This window comes from Brevundimonas sp. FG8, from assembly GCF_057808845.1.
In genome coordinates, this window is the sequence record NZ_JBMDIU010000004.1 from 83,509 (window position 1) to 100,825 (window position 17,317).

At 66.9% G+C, this 17,317-nt stretch carries 17 protein-coding genes and 1 pseudogene; 13 read left to right on the forward strand and 5 right to left on the reverse strand.

All coding sequences use genetic code 11. The features are described from left to right. Positions 1–47: 47 nt before the first annotated feature. The 3 genes from ACODRV_RS09290 to ACODRV_RS09300 are packed head-to-tail and all read left to right on the forward strand — an operon-like array spanning position 48 to position 2,366. Entirely contained in the window at positions 48–311 is a 264-nt protein-coding gene (locus ACODRV_RS09290; protein WP_141627055.1) for a SemiSWEET family sugar transporter, read from the forward strand. Positions 312–371: 60 nt separating this feature from the next. Further along, positions 372–1,265, forward strand: a complete 894-nt coding sequence (locus ACODRV_RS09295) for an SDR family oxidoreductase (protein ID WP_488908132.1) — start codon at positions 372–374, stop codon at positions 1,263–1,265. Positions 1,266–1,268: 3 nt separating this feature from the next. Then, the gene (locus ACODRV_RS09300) at positions 1,269–2,366 is read left to right on the forward strand and encodes a flavodoxin family protein (protein ID WP_488908133.1); all 1,098 of its coding nucleotides are present in this window, start codon (positions 1,269–1,271) and stop codon (positions 2,364–2,366) included. 4 nt (positions 2,367–2,370) lie between these two features. On the opposite strand, the gene ACODRV_RS09305 is transcribed toward ACODRV_RS09300, so the two are convergent. From ACODRV_RS09305 to ACODRV_RS09320, 4 genes are read right to left on the reverse strand one after another with little or no spacing between them, the layout of a single operon-like run. Next, complete coding sequence (locus ACODRV_RS09305) at positions 2,371–2,757, reverse strand: hypothetical protein (protein ID WP_240811616.1); 387 nt, start codon at positions 2,755–2,757, stop codon at positions 2,371–2,373. 2 nt (positions 2,758–2,759) lie between these two features. Then, complete coding sequence (locus ACODRV_RS09310) at positions 2,760–3,581, reverse strand: TIGR02587 family membrane protein (RefSeq protein ID WP_488908134.1); 822 nt, start codon at positions 3,579–3,581, stop codon at positions 2,760–2,762. Further along, positions 3,581–4,879, reverse strand: a complete 1,299-nt coding sequence (locus ACODRV_RS09315) for a PQQ-dependent sugar dehydrogenase (protein ID WP_141627059.1) — start codon at positions 4,877–4,879, stop codon at positions 3,581–3,583. Before ACODRV_RS09315 ends, ACODRV_RS09310 begins: the two co-directional genes overlap by 1 nt. Next, positions 4,876–5,307, reverse strand: a complete 432-nt coding sequence (locus ACODRV_RS09320; protein ID WP_141627060.1) for a DUF2231 domain-containing protein — start codon at positions 5,305–5,307, stop codon at positions 4,876–4,878. Before ACODRV_RS09320 ends, ACODRV_RS09315 begins: the two co-directional genes overlap by 4 nt. A 155-nt stretch (positions 5,308–5,462) precedes the next feature. Here ACODRV_RS09320 and ACODRV_RS09325 point away from each other — a divergent pair, with 155 nt between their 5' ends. Together ACODRV_RS09325 and ACODRV_RS09330 are read left to right on the forward strand one after the other, a co-directional pair. Continuing rightward, on the forward strand, positions 5,463–6,200 hold the full coding sequence (locus tag ACODRV_RS09325; protein ID WP_488908135.1) for a cytochrome c oxidase assembly protein: 738 nt from the start codon (positions 5,463–5,465) through the stop codon (positions 6,198–6,200). Then, positions 6,197–6,907 (forward strand): cytochrome b, encoded by a 711-nt coding sequence (locus ACODRV_RS09330; RefSeq protein WP_488908136.1) that lies wholly within the window; start codon positions 6,197–6,199, stop codon positions 6,905–6,907. Before ACODRV_RS09325 ends, ACODRV_RS09330 begins: the two co-directional genes overlap by 4 nt. A gap of 16 nt (positions 6,908–6,923) precedes the next feature. Here ACODRV_RS09330 and ACODRV_RS09335 read toward each other — a convergent pair. Then, positions 6,924–7,379: pseudogene (locus ACODRV_RS09335) on the reverse strand (c-type cytochrome); the annotation flags it as partial. A 240-nt stretch (positions 7,380–7,619) separates the two neighbouring features. Here ACODRV_RS09335 and ACODRV_RS09340 point away from each other — a divergent pair. The 8 genes from ACODRV_RS09340 to ACODRV_RS09375 all read left to right on the forward strand — a co-directional run bounded on the left by ACODRV_RS09340 (position 7,620) and on the right by ACODRV_RS09375 (position 17,049). Then, on the forward strand, positions 7,620–7,970 hold the full coding sequence (locus ACODRV_RS09340) for a c-type cytochrome (RefSeq protein WP_240811619.1): 351 nt from the start codon (positions 7,620–7,622) through the stop codon (positions 7,968–7,970). Next, positions 7,963–8,919: a cytochrome c oxidase subunit II gene (coxB, locus tag ACODRV_RS09345; protein WP_488908137.1), complete on the forward strand. Its 957-nt coding sequence runs from the start codon at positions 7,963–7,965 to the stop codon at positions 8,917–8,919. The genes ACODRV_RS09340 and coxB overlap by 8 nt, the downstream gene beginning before the upstream one ends. Next, entirely contained in the window at positions 8,916–11,468 is a 2,553-nt protein-coding gene (locus ACODRV_RS09350) for a cbb3-type cytochrome c oxidase subunit I (RefSeq protein WP_488908138.1), read from the forward strand. Before coxB ends, ACODRV_RS09350 begins: the two co-directional genes overlap by 4 nt. Further along, complete coding sequence (locus ACODRV_RS09355) at positions 11,465–11,764, forward strand: hypothetical protein (RefSeq protein ID WP_488908139.1); 300 nt, start codon at positions 11,465–11,467, stop codon at positions 11,762–11,764. The genes ACODRV_RS09350 and ACODRV_RS09355 overlap by 4 nt, the downstream gene beginning before the upstream one ends. 294 nt (positions 11,765–12,058) lie before the next feature. After that, positions 12,059–12,925, forward strand: coding sequence for a hypothetical protein (locus ACODRV_RS09360; RefSeq protein WP_488908140.1), 867 nt, complete (start codon positions 12,059–12,061; stop codon positions 12,923–12,925). Beyond that, positions 12,918–13,940: a hypothetical protein gene (locus tag ACODRV_RS09365; RefSeq protein ID WP_488908141.1), complete on the forward strand. Its 1,023-nt coding sequence runs from the start codon at positions 12,918–12,920 to the stop codon at positions 13,938–13,940. Before ACODRV_RS09360 ends, ACODRV_RS09365 begins: the two co-directional genes overlap by 8 nt. Beyond that, positions 13,937–15,655 (forward strand): Dyp-type peroxidase, encoded by a 1,719-nt coding sequence (locus ACODRV_RS09370; protein ID WP_488908142.1) that lies wholly within the window; start codon positions 13,937–13,939, stop codon positions 15,653–15,655. The genes ACODRV_RS09365 and ACODRV_RS09370 overlap by 4 nt, the downstream gene beginning before the upstream one ends. Before the next feature lie 32 nt (positions 15,656–15,687). Beyond that, positions 15,688–17,049: a cytochrome P450 gene (locus ACODRV_RS09375; RefSeq protein ID WP_488908143.1), complete on the forward strand. Its 1,362-nt coding sequence runs from the start codon at positions 15,688–15,690 to the stop codon at positions 17,047–17,049. Positions 17,050–17,317: the final 268 nt, after the last annotated feature.

Below are 17,317 nucleotides of genomic sequence, written 5' to 3' on the forward strand. Positions count from 1 at the left end.
GATCAGAGCCTGCTGGAACGGAGCGGCGGGCCCGCGGTTTGAAGCGCATGTCCGCCACCCTCGTCGCCAACATCATCGGTACGCTTGCCGCTCTGTGCTCGATCACCAGTTTCGCCCCGCAAGCAATCAAGATCTGGCGCGAGAAGGACGCCTCCGCCGTCTCGCTAAAGACCTATTCACTGACCGTCAGCTGCTTCGTGCTGTGGGTGGTCTATGGCCTGCTGATCAAGGCCTGGCCGCTGATCGTCGCCAATGGGTGCGCCCTTGTCATGGCCAGTCTGGTGCTGGCGATGAAATGGCGTTTCCGCTGAACGGAACACCTGCGGATGGCTCCGGTTGTCACTGCCCGTCCCCACCCGATGAGCGCCGAGATGACTGACACCCCCGTCCTTCAGGACCCCCGAGACCAGTATCCGAAGCCGCCGTTCCCCGAGCAGCCCCAATCGGCGCCCGGCTTGGCCCGCAGGATGGAGCCCCGGCCGGACCACGGCGAAGACAGCTATGTTGGTTCCGCCAAGCTGAAAGGGCGGCGCGCCCTGATCACCGGGGGCGACTCCGGGATAGGCCGCGCCGTGGCCATCGCCTATGCGCGTGAAGGCGCCGATGTGGCCATTTCATACCTGCCGTCCGAGGAAGCCGATGCTGCGGAAGTGATCGCCCTGATCGAGAAGGCCGGCCGCAAGGCGCTGGCCCTGCCCGGCGACATCACCGATGAGGACTGGTGTCGCGAACTGGTCGAGCGGACCGTCTCGACATTCGGCGGTCTCGATATTCTCGTCGTCAACGCCGCCAGCCAGCAGTATCGGGAGAGCGTGGAAGAGGTCACGACCGAGGACTTCGACCGGACCATGAAGACCAACCTCTATGCGCTGCACTGGATCGCGCAGTCGGCGACCCCGCATCTGAAGCCGGGCGCGGCGGTCATCACCACCGCCTCGATACAGGCCTATGAGCCGTCAGCCATCCTGCTGGACTACGCCACCACCAAGGCCGGGATCGTCGCCTACACCAAGGCGCTGGCGAAACAGCTGATCGAAAAGGGCGTCCGCGCGAATGCGGTCGCGCCCGGTCCGTTCTGGACCGTCCTTCAGCCCTCCGGCGGACAGCCGATGGAGGCGGTGAAGTCGTTCGGCGAGCACAGCGCCTTCGGTCGCCCGGGACAGCCGGTCGAGATTTCGCCGGTCTATGTCCTGCTCGCCTCCTCCGCCGCCAGCTTCACCACCGGCGAGGTCTATGGCGTCACCGGCGGCGCCGGGATCGCCTGACACATGGCGAAGTCGAAAGCCACGGGCGCGGCGCCCGACCCGCGCAAGGGCATGCCATCCCCGAAGCTGACGGAAGCCGACTTCACCGAGCGCTACCTTAGCCAGTTTCGGGACCCTGCCTTCGCTCCGATGCAGGAGGCGCTGGACAAGGTCGCCGCCATCGCGTGGGAGGCCTATTGCGACGGTCGCAAGTCACCGGTGACCCGCAAGGCGGGCAAGGGCTATGCCGATCCGGACTACGACCTGTCCGAAGACTGGATCAACGCCAGGGCCATGATCGATGAAGCGCAGGCGCGGTTCGAGGATGAGAAGGGTCCATTGCGAGTGCTGCTGGTCAACGGGTCATCGCGCTCGGAACACACCTGCCCCGGCGAGATGTCCAAAAGTTTCCGGCTGGTCTCGTCGGCGCAGCAGGTCCTTGAGAAGGCGGGGGTCGAAACGAAGGTGCTGGATCTGTCGCGGCTTGCCAGCGAGTACGGGCGCGACATCCACCCCTGCAAGGCCTGCTTCTCGACTGCGGCGGCGCTCTGTCACTGGCCATGCAGTTGCTACCCCAACTATTCGCTGGGGCAGGTCCACGACTGGATGAACGACATCTACCCGATGTGGGTCGAGGCGCACGGCGTCTTCATCGTCACGCCGGTGAACTGGTATCAGGTGTCCAGCCCGATGAAGCTGATGATGGACCGGCTGGTCTGCGCCGACGGCGGCAACCCGGATCCGACCCTCACGCAGGGCAAGGACGCCGGGCTGGCCAAGGCCGAGGAATTGAAGGGCTGGGCCTATCCCCGCCATCTGCAGGGTCGGGTGTTCTCTGTCGTCGTGCACGGCGATGTCGAAGGCGCCGAGAACGTCCGGCGGTCGGTATCGGACTGGCTGAAGTTCATGAAGTTCACGCCCGCCGGGCCGGACGCGGAGATCGACCGCTACATCGGCTACTGGGAACCCTACGCCACCAGTCATGAGGCGCTGGATCGCGACACGGACATGCAGGCCGAGGTGAGGATCGCCGCCGAACAACTGGCGAGAGCGCTGAAGGCGCGTCGGGCCGGGAAATTGGTGACGACTTACGAGGGTCTTGAGAGCCCACGCCAGAAGTAGAGGCTCACGGCTCGGACCACCCCACAACAGCAAGGGAAGCGCCTGCGGGGTCGCGGTCAAAGTGCAGCCAAGCCTTGGCGTGTCCCCGCGCCGGCACATAGTCTAGCGTCACGGTGGAGGGCGAGGCGCCCTCCACCGTTCCGACCACATTCACGGCGGCCGCCGTGTCGCGACCGCTGTTGGACACCTCGATTTCCGCCAGATAGCCGCCCGCCGAGGGCGTTACCGTCGCAATCCGCGCACGAAGAACAGGCGGGGCCGACGGCTGCAGGGCTTCCCACACGACGACGCCGATGACGGCGAGGGTCACGACACCGCCAATGGCCGCCATGGTCCATTGCAGAACAGGACGGGTTTCGACGGCAGCCTTGGCTTTTTGAGGTCGGGCCATGATTACACCAGCAGACGGGCCGCCGCCGCGCCGATGGCGGCGGGAAAGCCCAGGACAATGACACTCTGGACCATGCCGGGCAGCCAGTGACCATCCATGCGTCCGAAAACGAACAGGACGAACAGGCTGACCGCCAGCGCGATCGCATAACCCGGCAGGGTGAAATGGAAGAAGGCCTTGACCGGATGGTCTGCCTCCTCCTGCCCTGCGAAACCGGCCCGGAACACGATAAGGTGCAGCAGGCCGAGGGACAGCAGGATCAGCCCCAGCGCGTGCAGCGGCGTCGCCTTGTAGGCGATCAGGACCATCTCCTCCGTCGGAGCGACATTCAGACCGAGGAACAGGGCGCCGGCGGCCATCAGGAACAACTCGCCAGTATAGGATGCGCTCCCCTCATCCGTCTCCCCGCCGCCCGCGCCCGCCAGCTGTCTTCGCGCCAGCAGCGCGCCCATGGCGCCCGGTATCGCCTGCAAGGTCACCATGCCGATGAAGCCCGTCAGTGACGTGTCTCCCCGCACGACCCCGAACAGGGTGAGCAGTCCCGCGGCGGTGCCGAAACCGACCGCCAGAGCGACCGCCGTATCCAGACTGTCGTTGAGAAGACCTCTCCGGTCGGAGAACCCCGCATAGTGGGCGAGCCCGAGAAGAAGCGGCAGGCCCGCTGCAATGAAGGCCAGCAGCCGCCAGCGATCTATGGCGACACCCTGCGACCACATCTCCATGGTCATCAGCAAGGGAATGCTGAACAGCAGGGCGCCGCCGAAGGCCCGGCCCAGATCGTTGAGGTAGCTCGCGCTCCTCGCCCGGGCGGCCGCGGTCGCCATCAGCCCGCCGGAGCGACCCGCCACACGGTGTTGGACAGGTCGTCGGCGATCAGCAGGATGCGACGTTGCGGATCGAAGGTCACCCCGACCGGGCGACCGCGCGCCTTGCCGTCCGCGAGGAAGCCGGTCACGAAGTCGACGGGCTGGCCGACCGGGCGGCCATTGCTGAAGGCGACCCAGCTGACCTTGTAGCCGGACAGGTCCTGCCGGTTCCAGCTGCCGTGCTCACCGATGAAGGCGCCTTGGCTGAAGCCACCGCCGAAGCCGCCGTTGGTGGCGAAACTCAAACCCAGCGCAGCGACGTGTGAGCCCAGCGCATAGTCGGGGGCGACGGCGCGTTCCACCAGATCGGGACGCGCCGGACGGACGCGCGGATCGACGGTCTTGCCCCAGTAGCTGTAGGGCCAGCCGTAGAAGGCGCCGTCGCGCACTGAGGTAAGATAGTCGGGCACCAGTTCCGGCCCGAGTTCGTCCCGCTCATTGACCACCGCCCACAGCTGGCCGGAGGTCGGTTCGATGGCAAGGGCGGTCGGGTTTCGGATACCGGTGGCGATCGTTCGACGCGCGCCGGTCAGGCGGTCGATCTCCCAGACCACCGCCCGCTCCTCCTCCACCGACATGCCGCGCTCGCCGACATTGCTGTTGGAGCCGATGCCCACATAGAGCTTGGTCCCGTCAGCGCTGGCGGTCAGGGACTTCGTCCAGTGATGGTTCACCTCGGCCGGCAGGCGGGTCAGGACTTCGCCCGGCGCGGTGATCCGGGTCTGCCCCTCCTGATAGGGAAAGCGCAGCAAGGCGTCCTGATTGGCGACGTAGAGATTGCCGTCCACGAAGGCCAGGCCGTAGGGCGCGTCGAGGTTCTCTATAAAGACTGTCCGGACTTCCGGCGTACCGTCGCCGTCAGCGTCCCGCAGCAAGGTGATCCGGTTTCCGCCCTTCACCGATGACTTGCCGCGCGCCTTGATGACGCCCGCGATCACGTCCTTGGGCCGCAGCTTGGGCGCCTTGCCGCCCGACCCTTCCGCGACAAGGATGTCGCCGTTGGGCAGCACCAGCATCTGGCGCGGGATTTTCAGGTCCGTCGCCATCGCCGTGATGCGGAAGCCCTGCGGGACAGTCGGCGCCTCGCCGTCCCAACCGGCGGGCGACGCGATCTTCATCGGCGGGATCAGGGTCTCATTGCGGTTCGGCAGCTCCGGGTTCGGTCCGGTCTGGTTCAGGTTTTCCGCAGGCCGACCACAGGCGGTGACGGCGACGGCGAGGGTCAGGGCGGAGGTGGCGAGCAGGCGGCGCATCATCGGGCTCCCTCCCGGATAGCCTGGGCGTTTCCAATCCAGGCGGCGGCGAGGGCCAGGACGGTGCAGACGATGGACATCAGCAGACCGGCGGCGCCGACCGAGCTCCAGCCATCTCTGCTGTGCTGGAGCGAGTTGAGGAAGCCGATGACGAAGGCAGCGGCGAGCAGACCCGCCAGTAACAGGGCAGAGGTTCGCTCCGGCGTCCGCCACTGGAAAATCAGACTGATCAACGCCCACGCCAGAAGAACGCCCGCGAAAAGCTCGCCGCCCGCGATCAACCAGGCAGAGAAGTTGGTCCACTGGATCACCTCGGTCCTCAGATAGGCGATGTCGCTGACCAGCCCCCCGGCGAACAAGGCCGCTGGAAAGCCGAGAAGGACGGATCTGGCGGTCTGCAGCGGTCTCGCCGCTGGTCCGTGGGAGGGCATGCCTAAATCGTTCCTGTTCAGCCTGTGCCGTGAGCCAACCCGCCGGACGCCGTTTCGTTGCCGTATTTGGGGAACCACCCGCAAGTTCGAACCCTTCTCAAAGCGAAGCCGCCGAGGGGAAGCGCCATCATCCGTCCGCTGATCGAGTCCGTGTCATGACGCCCGACGCCCTGACCTGGCTTCCGTACTGCGGTCCGGCTCCGGCGGCCGGCGAATGGCGCTGGAATCTCGACCCGCTGCTTCTGACCGCGCTGCTCACGACGGCGGCGCTTCTTCTGTGGCGCGGACAAGGTCGGCCCCGAACACTCGGCCTGATCGCGACGGTGGTGCTGGGCGTGATCTTCGTCTCCCCATTGTGCGCGACCAGCTCCGCGCTGTTTTCAGCGCGGACGGTGCATCACGTCCTCTTGGTCGCCGTCGCCGCCCCGCTGCTGGCGTGGAGCCTGCCCTTTGGCCGGACCGGCTCGCTGTCTTTGGCGACGGCGGTTCAGGCGGTTGTCTTCTGGGCCTGGCATGCGCCCTCCGCCTACGCCGCCGCCCTGTCCAGCGACGCCGTCTACTGGCTTATGCAGGCCAGCCTTCTGGCCAGCGCCGTCTGGTTCTGGGCAGGGGTGCGCCGCGCCTCGGCGCCGTCGGCCGTCGGCCACCTGCTCGTCGCCATGGTCGCCATGGGGCTTCTCGGCGCACTGCTCACCTTCGCCGACGACGCCCTTTACGCGCCTCACCTGCTGACCACCATGGCATGGGGGCTGACCCCGCTGGAGGATCAGCAGGCGGCCGGCCTGATCATGTGGGCGCCGGCGGCGGCCATCTATCTGGCGGCCGCGCTGATCATCCTGGGGCGCTGGATCGGTCCGGACCGTCCGGTCGTGCGCGTGGATCAGACCGCGTGATCAACCGCCTCATCGGGAACATCCTTGAATGGGCCGCGGGCCACCACGACGAGCGCCGTTATTCGCCCGTGGCCATCGTCTTTCACTGGACGATGGCGGCCCTGATCGTTTTCCAGCTGTTCTGGGGCTGGTGGATGGGACGCCTGCCGGTCGGGGGCGAGAAGGTGGCGGCGCACAGCCTTCACTACGCCGTCGGCGTGCTGATGCTGGTGCTCGCCATGGGGCGAGGCGCCTGGCGCCTGCTGGCGCCCGGGCCGATCAACGACGCCGACAAACCGGGCTGGGAAAGCAATGCCGCAACGGTCACCCACTACCTGTTCTACACCTGCCTGTTCGGCCTGCCCCTGACCGGTTGGGCGATGGTCTCGGCCACCGAGCGCGAGCAGAGCCTGACCCTGCTGGGCCTCGTCGCCTGGCCCCTGATGCCGTTCCAGGACCTGGACAACGTCACACGCTGGCGGATCGAGGCGGTGACGGAATGGATGCACTGGGGCCTGATCGTCACCCTGCTGCTGCTCATTCCCCTGCACATCGGCGCTGCGCTCAAGCACCAGATCATCGATCGGGACGACGTACTCCACGGGATGCTTCCGGTCGTGCCGCAGCCGAAGCGGCGGCGGACGCGCTGGCAACGTCGGTATCGGGCGGTCGAGCAGCGGGTGCGTGCTCTAGCCAGGCGGCGATTTGGGCTATCTCGGCGTCGGTGAGGTTCCTTACGGCGTCGGTCATCACGCCGCGCGGGTCGTTCCGCCGCTTCCTTTCCTGCCAGCGATGAAGTTGATCCACCGTATAGGCCGCGGGCTGACCCGCGATGGCCGGATTTCCGAAGCCCACGCCCCGTCCATCCGCGCCGTGACACGACGCGCAACGAGCCACGCCCCGCGACGCGTCCCCGGTCAGATAAAGCGCAGGCGGCGGACCGACGGTCGCCCGCGCGGGCGGCGCGGGCATGTCCGCATAGAAGCGCGCCACCGCCCGGCGGTCGCCGTCGTCCAGCCAGCGCGCCACTTCCCGCATGACCACATCCTGCCGAACGTCCCTGGCGTAGTCCTCCATCTGCTTCTGCAGATAGCCCGCGTCCAGCCCGGCCAGGCGCGGCACGCTGACGCCGTCGCCTTCTCCAGCCAGACCATGGCAACTGAAACAGGCGTTGGCCGGGCCGCCCTCTCCCCCGCCCATGGCGATGATCTGGCCGGTCTCGGTGAAGGCCGCGCCCGTCTGGTTGGAGGGGGGCGCGCAGGCCGCGAGCGGCAGCAGGAGGAGGGTCAGGAGTGAGAAACGCACCCGGAGCGAACACCGTCCGACCGCCACGGTTCCGCTCCGGGGGAACCGTGGCCATGGGAGCGGGTTAGCTCCCAGACGAAGCAGGGGCGCAATGAAAGCTTTCGACAACCGACAGGGACCGGCGTGAGGTGGGGCGTGATCGCCCTGACCGCCCTTCTGTGCGCCTGCGCGGACAAGAGCGAGCCTCCGCGCGCCCTTATGGGCGCGGACGCCGCCCGGGGTGTGCGGGTGATTGAGCGCGTTGGATGCGCCGCCTGTCACGACACGCCAGGCGTCGGATGGCCGAAAGGGCTGGCCGGGCCTTCGCTGCACGGCTTCGCCGACAGCCCGCTGATCGCGGGACAGTTCCCGAACAGGCCGGACCAGTTGGTCCGCTTTCTGAAGGACGCGCCGTCGATGGCGCCCGCCACCGCCATGCCCGCCATGCCGCTGACCGAAGCCGAGGCCCGAGACGTGGCCGCCTACCTGTACACGCTCCATGACTAGAGCCGCAGCGGACGGAACAGCGGCCTGGCCGCCGCCTGCGCTGGATCCGGCGGGACCCTTCGCCGAGCCGCTGAACACCCTGTCATGGGTGCTGTTCGCCATGGCCGGCTCGGTCTTGCTGATCGTGCTGGCGGCGCTGGGCGTCGCGCTGTTCGGCCCCCGACGCTGGCGCGAGCGGCTGGGCGGGCGCAAGCTTGTCTGGATCGGCGGTTTCGCCTTCCCCGTCGTGGTCCTGACCGCCCTGCTCATCTACGGTCTCGGCCTGACCAGTCACCTGACGCAGGAGCCCGGTCCCGACGAAATGCGCGTGCGCGTCACCGGCGAGATGTGGTGGTGGCGCATCGCCTATCTGGACGGCGAAGGTCGTGAAGCCTTCCAAGACGCCAACGAACTGCACATCCCCACGGGCCGTCCCGTGGTGATCGAACTGGACTCCGCCGACGTCATTCACAGCTTCTGGGTTCCGCGTCTGTCGGGAAAGGTCGACATGATCCCCGGACGCCGCAACCTGATCCGGATTCAGGCCGACGCCCCCGGAGCCTATGGCGGACAGTGTGCTGAATACTGCGGCGGGCCGCACGCCCTGATGGGCTTTGTCGTGGTGGCGCATGAGCCGGCGGCCTACGCGGCATGGCGCGCCCGGCAAACCGCGCCCTCTCCCGCAGCCCTTCAGCCGACCATCGGCTCACAGGTCTTCGCCCGCGCCGGATGCGGCGCCTGCCACAGTGTCGCCGGCACGGCCTTCAACGGTCAGGCTGGCCCTGACCTCAGCCACGTCGGCTCACGGCGCACGCTCGGCGCGGGCATTCTTCCCAACAACCAGGGCACGATGGCGGGCTGGATTTCGGACAGCCAGTCGATCAAGCCCGGCAACCGCATGCCGGCCTATCCCGTGCTGACCGGCGAGGAACTGCGCGAGGTTTCCGGCTGGCTCGAGAGCCTGAAGTGAGCCGCGAGTTCGAGAGGGAAACGGGGTTCGACACCACCCTGTACGAGCAATTCCCCACCACCGGGCCTCGTCCGGAAGGCGAGGTCGAGGAACTGGAACGCATCTGGTGCCACCCTAAAGGCTGGCAGTGGATCACCGCGATCAACAACAATTTCGTCGGCGTCTACTATGTGGGCGCGGCCATGTTGTTCTTTGTACTGGCGGGCGTCCTTGCGGTCCTGATGCGGACCCAGCTGGCCGTGCCGATGGCGGGCGTCCTTCCGGCCGAGACCTACAACCAGATCTTCACCGTGCACGGCACGATGATGATGTTCCTGTTCGCCGTTCCCGCCGTCGAGGCGCTGGCGGTGCTGCTTCTGCCCCAGATGCTGGGCGCGCGGGACCTGCCCTTCCCGCGCCTCAGCGCCTACGCCTTCTGGGCCTATCTGATTGGCGGACTGGCCTTCTTCTGCTCCCTGTTCTTCGGTCTCGCGCCGAACGGCGGCTGGTTCATGTACCCGCCGCTCAGTTCGACCGCCTTCTCGCCCGGGATCAACGCTGACTTCTGGCTCCTTGGTATCGGCTTCATCGAGATTTCCGCCATCGCCGGAGCCGTCGAGATCATTGTCGGCGTGCTGCGCAACCGCGCGCCCGGCATGACGCTGGACAAGCTGCCCATCTTCGCCTGGGCCATGCTGATCTTCGCCGGGATGATCATCATCGCCTTCCCGTCGGTGATCCTCGCCACCACCCTGATGGAGCTGGAGCGGGTCTTCGGCTGGCCGTTCTTCGACCCGCTCAAGGGCGGAGACCCGATGCTGTGGCAGCACCTGTTCTGGTTCTTCGGCCACCCCGAGGTCTACATCATTTTCCTGCCCGCCGCGGGGGCCATGTCGACCATGATCCCGGCTATCGCGCGCACGCCGCTGGTCGGCCACAACGCCGTGGTTCTGGCCATGCTGGCCACCGGCTTCATCAGTTTCGGCGTGTGGGCGCACCACATGTTCACCACCGGCATGCCGACCATCTCGACCAGCTATTTCTCGTCGGCGTCAATGGCAGTGTCGGTGCCCGCGGGCATCCAGGTCTTCGCCTGGATCGCCACCATCGCGGCGGGCAAGATGCGCTTCACCACCTCCGGCCTGTTCGTCACCGGCGCCATCATCACCTTCGTCATGGGCGGTCTGACCGGGGTGATGGTCGCCATGGTCCCGTTCGACTGGCAGGCCCACGACAGCTACTTCATCGTCGCCCACCTGCACTATGTGCTGATCGGCGGGATGGTCTTCCCCTTCTTCGCCGCCATCTACTACTGGCTGCCCATGTCGTCGACACGCCCGCTCAGCGAGCGGATGGGCAAGTGGGTGTTCTGGCTGATGTTCACGGGCATGCACGTGACCTTCCTGCCCATGCACCTCAGCGGGTTGATGGCCATGCCGCGCCGCGTCTTCACCTATCTTCCCGGACGTGGGCTGGAGCTGCCCAACCTGATCTCCAGCATCGGCACGGCGATCACGGCGCTGGGCGTCCTCCTCTGGATCATCGACATGATCCGCAACTTCCGCCCCTTCGGCGACAAGGACAGCGGCGATATCCACGGCTCACCCGGGCTCGAATGGCTGCCGACCGGCCTCTACTCGGTCCGCTCGATTCCGGTCGTGAAAAGCCTCTATCCCCTGTGGGAGCAGAAGAACCTCGCCCGCGACGTCGAAGCCGGACGCTACTTCCTGCCGAACGCTCCAACCGGCGCGCGGGAGACCCTGGTCACCTCCACCCTCAACGCCGAGCCGCAATACCTGCAACGGATGCCGTCGCCCTCCCCCTGGCATGTCTGGGCGGCGATCTTCACGGCGGGTCTGTTCCTGCTGCTGACCGTGCAGGCCTATGTCGCCTCGGCGATCAGCGGCGTTCTGGCCGTCTGGTGCATCATGCACTGGTGCTGGATGCTGGATCGCCCGCGCATCGCCGAGACGGTCGATATCGGCGGCGGCGTTCGGGTGCCGACCTATATGAGCGGCCCGTCCAGCCACGGCTGGTGGGCCATGGTCATCACCCTGATCGTGGCGGGCATGATCGCCCTTCTGGCGGGCTTCAGCTACGTCTTCCTGTGGAGCCGCAACCCGCAGGACTGGATCGCCCCTCCGCCGGCGACGGGTCTCTACCTTACCGTTGGAGCCAACCTCATCGGCGCCCTCCTCGCCTGGCTGTCGTGCAGGGTGCTGTCACTGGACCGCCCCCGCAGCCCGGTGATCGCGACCCTGCTGATGCTGCTGGCGGCCGCCGCCTTGGGCGCGGCGTGGTGGACCGATCTGAACGGCTGGATCGACGCCGGTCTCAAGGCCTCGGCCACGGGTCAGGGCGCCACGGTCTTCGCCCTGTTGTCCTGGCACGGCTTCTTCATGGGGATCGTCGCCCTGATGGCGCTGTACGCGGTTTTGCGACTGCTGTTCGGCCACGTCGAGGCGCGTCGCCCCTCAACCTTCCAGTTGATCGCCCTGTTCCTCACCTACTCCGCCGGTCAGGGCGCGTTTTCCGCCGCCCTCACCGCCCTCTTCCCGGGCGCGCCATGAAGACCTGGATCTGGATGACCGGCGGCCTGATTGTGTGGGCCTTTCACTTCATCGGCGTCTATCTGATCTCCAGCGTCGCCGACGTCGTAGCGACGGCCGACGATGTACGCTGGCGCATGGCCGGCCTGGCCTTCAGCGGGGGGTGCACCCTGCTTGCCGCAACGCTGCTATGGGCGGCCGTCACACAGTTGCGCCGCCGGGGCTCCGGATTTTCAGACCAGGTCTCGGCCTTCGGCTCCGCCGTTTCCCTGATCGCCGTTGCATGGCAGGCGCTGCCGACCGTGATCGGGCACTGACGGCGATCGCCGTCCGCCGGACCCTCGACGCCCTCGCAGACAGTCCGCTTCTTCGCCCAGGCGCCCGAACGCGGAAGCGTTACAAGACGACTTCGACGACACGCGATGTCGGTCGGTCCGCAATCGGTCGGACTTCGCCATGAGACGAAATCAAAGGCTTGCGAGGCGCCATCTCAAACAAGTTGCGAACACTCACCCTTCACTAGCAAAAGTTGCAGGCTTGGGCTATCGAGGCATTCCGGGCGCGGCGGCGCTCGGGACGATATGACGCGTTGTTCCTCGGGGGGTGGATCAATGAGTAATCTGGCCGGCAAGGCCTATGCCATGAATGTCGTGACGCCCATGCGGCCGGGCGCGACGTGGATCAACACCTTCATCTTCATGCTCTCGCGCGCCCTGCCGGGCACCCTCAGCGGCCTGCTCGGGCTCGGCTTCATCCATTTCGCGCGCTGGGTGATGATCCGTCGCGATCAGTGGCCGCAGTTGGGCCAGCCCCCGGCGAAGCTGTCCAACGACTACATGCTGTTCTGCAGCAACTTCAACGGCACCTGGGACCAGTACATCGACGCCTTCGCCGACGGGATTCCGGGCGGGCTGGACCTGTTCTGGTATTCGAGCACCAAATACCCCAACTCGATCCCGGTCACCCCATTCAAGAACTACATCCGCGCCAATCAGGTCGACACCAACTATTATTATAACGCGACGCCGGGCAGCGGGCAGCGGGATATCAAGCTGGCGCTGAAGCTGTCGCACGATCTGGCCGCGGTCGCCGCGAAGGCCGGGGGGCTGAGCGACGCCGAGCTGGCCTCGGCGTTCGAACGGCTGCTGATCGCCAATCAGGGCGGGCTGGGCTCGCCGGGCTACGCCCCGATCGCGAGCTGTGACACCGCCGCCGCCGACCGCAACCGCGCCGATGCCGAGCTGGGTCTGTGGGGCGAGGGCGGCACCGGTCCGATCGAGGCCGAGCGCACCCTGGAACCGATCGCACAGGATGTCGTCCTCGCGTCCAGCGCGAACGAGGACGAGGCCGTCAGGGCCGAGGTCAGGGCCGCGGTCGCCGCCGCTCTTAACGTTACGCCGAACGCCGGCGAACCGCCCCATGCGCCGGAGCCGCCGCCGGAAACGCCCGTCCGGAAGGAGGAAAGAGCCGATGGCTAATATCGACGTCAGCACCTACTTCTTCACGGCGGCCGTGCCGGTGTGCAACGAGGGGGTTGTCGAGCATCGCAGCCTGACGGGCGCGAAGGGCGTGATCAAAAGCTCGCCCATCCACATCGTGCGCGAGATCCTCGAGACCCTGCCCACGGCGCTGCAATCCCATGCGACCGAGGAGATCGGGCTGAACAGCCCTTTCTCCCGCAATCTGCGCACCCATTTCACGCGCTTCGTGATCCTCGATCAGCCGAACTTCAACGGCCGCGACCACAGCAATGCGCTGGTCAACGCGGTGATGAAGGTCGACCTGCTCGCCGCCCAGCCGGTGGATCAGATCACCTGCCCCTACATCTTCTGGACCATCGATTTCGACCTGCCCGACCCCGCCGGCGCCGGCGAGCCGCGCCGCTATTTCGAGGAGCTGTGGGGCCAGATGGAGCCCGAGCTGCGGTCGATCTTCCAGTACTGCTACGGCTTCGATCAGGTGAAGGACGCGGCGAGTTTCGCGACCTATATCCTGCGGTGCCAGATCGAAACGACGATGCCGTTCCACGATTACTGGTACATCCCGCCGAAGCTGAGCCAGATATCCATCCCCGGACTGGCGCTGATCCCGGGCATCGGCGCGCTGATGCTGCTGGGGTCGCTGATCGCGGGCTTCCTGCGCTGGACCGGCTGGCGCTGGGCGGCGGAGTTCGCCGGCTGGAGCGGCTGGAGCTGGGCGCCTTGGGTCGGGCTGGGGGTGCTGATCCTCGGCCTCCTCATCGACTACTATTGGGTGATGGCGAAGGGCCGGAAGCCCTACCCCGCCTCCCCCGGCGCGGATCTGCGGAATGTGCTGAAGGCGCTGTACCTCCAGCAGGCCTTCACCCGCTTCGCCACGGCGCAGCAGCGCCGGGACCGGACGAAATGGGGCGCCGAGTTCCGCACCTTTCTGACCGCCACCAGACCCGGCGACCTGGACGGGCCCACCCAGCCCCCCGGCGTGATCCGCAGCCAGCCGGGAGATGCGGCATGACCAACGCCACCAACACGCCGTCCTCCGCCACCCTGCTCGACCTCGCCGACATTCAGGGCGGGATTCTGCGGACCTACGGCGACGGCTTCCCCAAGGGGCGAAACTTCTATCTGACCGTGCGCGACGCCCGGAAGGGGCGGGCCTTTGTCGAGGCCCTGCTGCCGAAGATCACCACCGCCGCGCGCTGGAAGGACCCGAAGCGAGACGAGCCGCTGCTGCGCACGCGCAATCCGCGCGTCAAGGATATCGTCCGCGCGCAGGGCGAGCCCGACTATCCGGGTCGCGTTCAGCTGATGAAGCCCAAAGTGACGCTCAATATCGGCTTCACCTTCACCGGACTGCTCGCCCTGGGCGTGCCGACCCGCACCTTGCGCGGCATGCCTGACGACTTCATCGACGGGATGGAGGCGCGGGCGGCCCTGCTGGGCGACGATCCCTTCCTGGACAAGCGCGACGCGGTATGGCGCAACTCGAAGGGCGACAGGCGCGTCCATATCCTGCTGACGCTCTACGCCCAGCAGAACCCCGACGGCACGGCCTGCCCCGAACTGAAAGCCGAGACCGACGCCATCGTCGCGCTCTGCAAGAAATCGAGGGGCGGGGTCGTTCTGCTCGACGGGGTCGGCCCCGACAACGCGCAATGGCAGGACCTGTCCGCGGTGATGCGGCAGGACGGCGAGAACTGGTGGCCGACCAACAAGGAGCATTTCGGCCTGTCAGACGGCTTCGGCGACCCGGTCTTCTCCGGCCAGTTCTCGGGTGAGGCCGAGCAGGTCCGCGTCGCGGGCGGGGGCAAGCTGGTCTATGACCCGAAGAAGAAGACGTACAAATGGGAGCCGCTGGCGACCGGCGAGTTCCTGCTCGGCTACCCGGACGAGGCGCAGGAAATTCCGGGCGCGGCGATGCCGATCGCCTTCAGCCGCAACGGCGCCTTCATGGCCTATCGCAAGCTGCACGAGGCCGTCGGAACCTTCAACCGCTACATCGACGAGCAGGCCGGACGCTACGCCAGGATATTCCACGTTCCCAAGGCGGAGGCGGTGGAGACGATCAAGGCCAAGATGGTCGGCCGATGGGAGGACGGCGTCCCGCTGACCATCGCGCCGACCTACGCCGACTGGCAGCGTTTCCGCGCCGACCTCGACAAGGCGCGGGCGGAGAAGAACAAGGCCAGGCTGGCCGAGATCGCGCTGAAGTTCACCAACTTCACCTACGCCTCCGATCCGGCGGGATCGAAATGCCCGGTCACCTCGCACCTGCGCCGCGCCAATCCGCGCGACGGACTGGGGCCGACCTTCACCGCCGACGGCCTGTCAGGCGACGGCAGCGCGATCATCAACCGCCGTCGCATCCTGCGTCGCGGCCTGCCCTATGGTCAGTATGACGCCAACGCCCCGACCGATGACGGCGACCACGGCATCATCTTCATGGCGATCTGCACCAATCTGTTCCGCCAGTTCGAGTTCGTGCAGCAGCAGTGGATGCAGTACGGGCTGGACTTCAACGCGGGCAGCGACACCTGCCCGGTGATCGGGAACCATCCCAAGGCGGAGGAGCCCAAGATGGTGATCCCGGTCGATCCTGAAGTCGGCAAGCTGCCCTTCATCTGCGACCGCGTTCCGCAACTCGTGGAGCCGCGCGGCGGGGACTATTTCTTCCTGCCCAGCATGACCGCCCTGCGGATGATCGGGATGGGGATCATCGACCCGACCTGACCCAACTAGGCCCTCCGGAAAAGGCGCGCGCGATGCAATGGCTGTTCAACCTGCCGACCGTGATCTGGCGCCGGCTGATGCTGCTCGTTCAGGGGCTCCGGGCCCTGCTCTGGCTGATCGCCGCGGGCATCGGCGCAGTGTTCGGCAAGGGCGGGACGATCACGAGCCGGCTCGGCGCCGCCATCGGCGGGCCGAAGGGGCAGCGCATGGTGTTCGCGCTGCTGCGGCTGTTCCAGCCCAATCTGGTGCTCCGGCGGCGGATCATCGAGTCCTATCCCAACAACGGCATCACCGCGATCGCGACCCGACGGGCCGATGTCATCGACATCCTGAGCCGCGAGGCGGATTTCGGCGTGGTCTACGCCCCGCGCATGGAGATGATCACCGCCGGTGAGAACTTCTTTCTCGGGATGCAGGACACCCCTCGCTACACCCGCGACACCTCCAACATGCGGCTGGTGGTGCGGCGCGACGATGTGCCGGAAATCGTCACCCCCTATGTCTCGACCGCCGCCGCCGGGATCGTCGCCATGGCGCCCGGCGCGATCGACGTGCCTCAAGCCCTGACCCAGCCGGTCGCCGCCGGATTGCTGGACCACTATTTCGGCACGCCGGGCCCATCGGAGGCGGCGATCGCCGAATGGACCACCCTGCTGTTCTGGTATCTGTTCATCGACCTGCAGGCCGATCCCGATCTCGATGCGCGCGCCAGAAAGGCGGCGGCGGACTTCCGGGTCTGGATGGACGCCCACATCGCCGAGCGCCGCAAGGCCCCGCACAGGGACGACGTGCTCGGTCGTTGTCTGGCGATGGGCGAGGCCGGCCTGCCGGGGATGAGTGATCGCGACATCCGCAACAATCTGATCGGACTGTTGATCGGCGAACTGCCGACGCTTTCCGCAGCCGCCAATCTGGCGCTCGACGAACTGCTGGATCGACCCGAAGAGTTCGCCGCCGCCTGCGCCGCGGCGCGCGCCGACGACGATCCGGCGCTGTCCGCCCATGTCTTCGAGGCGCTCCGGTTCCGGCCGCTCAACCCCGTCGTCTATCGCCGCGCGATGAGGGACACCACAATCGCCGCCGGCGCACTTCGCCGCCGCAGGATCCGCAAGGACAGCATCGTCATGGCGTCGAACCTGTCGGCGATGTTCGATCCGCTGGCGATACCCGATCCCACCCGATTCCGCACCGACCGGCCGTGGGAGACCTACATGCTGTGGGGCTACGGCATGCACGTCTGCTTCGGCGCGCACATCAACCGCGCGGTGCTGCCCGCCATGCTCAAGCCGCTACTCGCCCGCCCCAACCTGCGCCGCGCGGCGGGCCCCGGCGGGCGGATCGACAAGGCGGGCACACCCTTTCCCCAGCACCTGCACCTGGTGTTCGACACCTGACACGCGCGGGAGCGGCCGGCGGCCTCGACAGCGGCGAGGCGGTTCGGATCGACATGACCGCAAGGCTTCAGAAGACCCGGAACACAACGCCAACCGTAAAACCCGCCTCCGTCTGGAGAGGTCAAAAGCGCTCAAATGCTGTGAGGGCGGTGGCTGGGGAACTAGGACTCGAACCTAGAATGACGGTACCAAAAGCGCGTCGTTTTCCAGCTTTGTCAGGGGGTTGAATGCAAAACCCCGGCCTTTCCGGTCCCGAAACATCAACGAG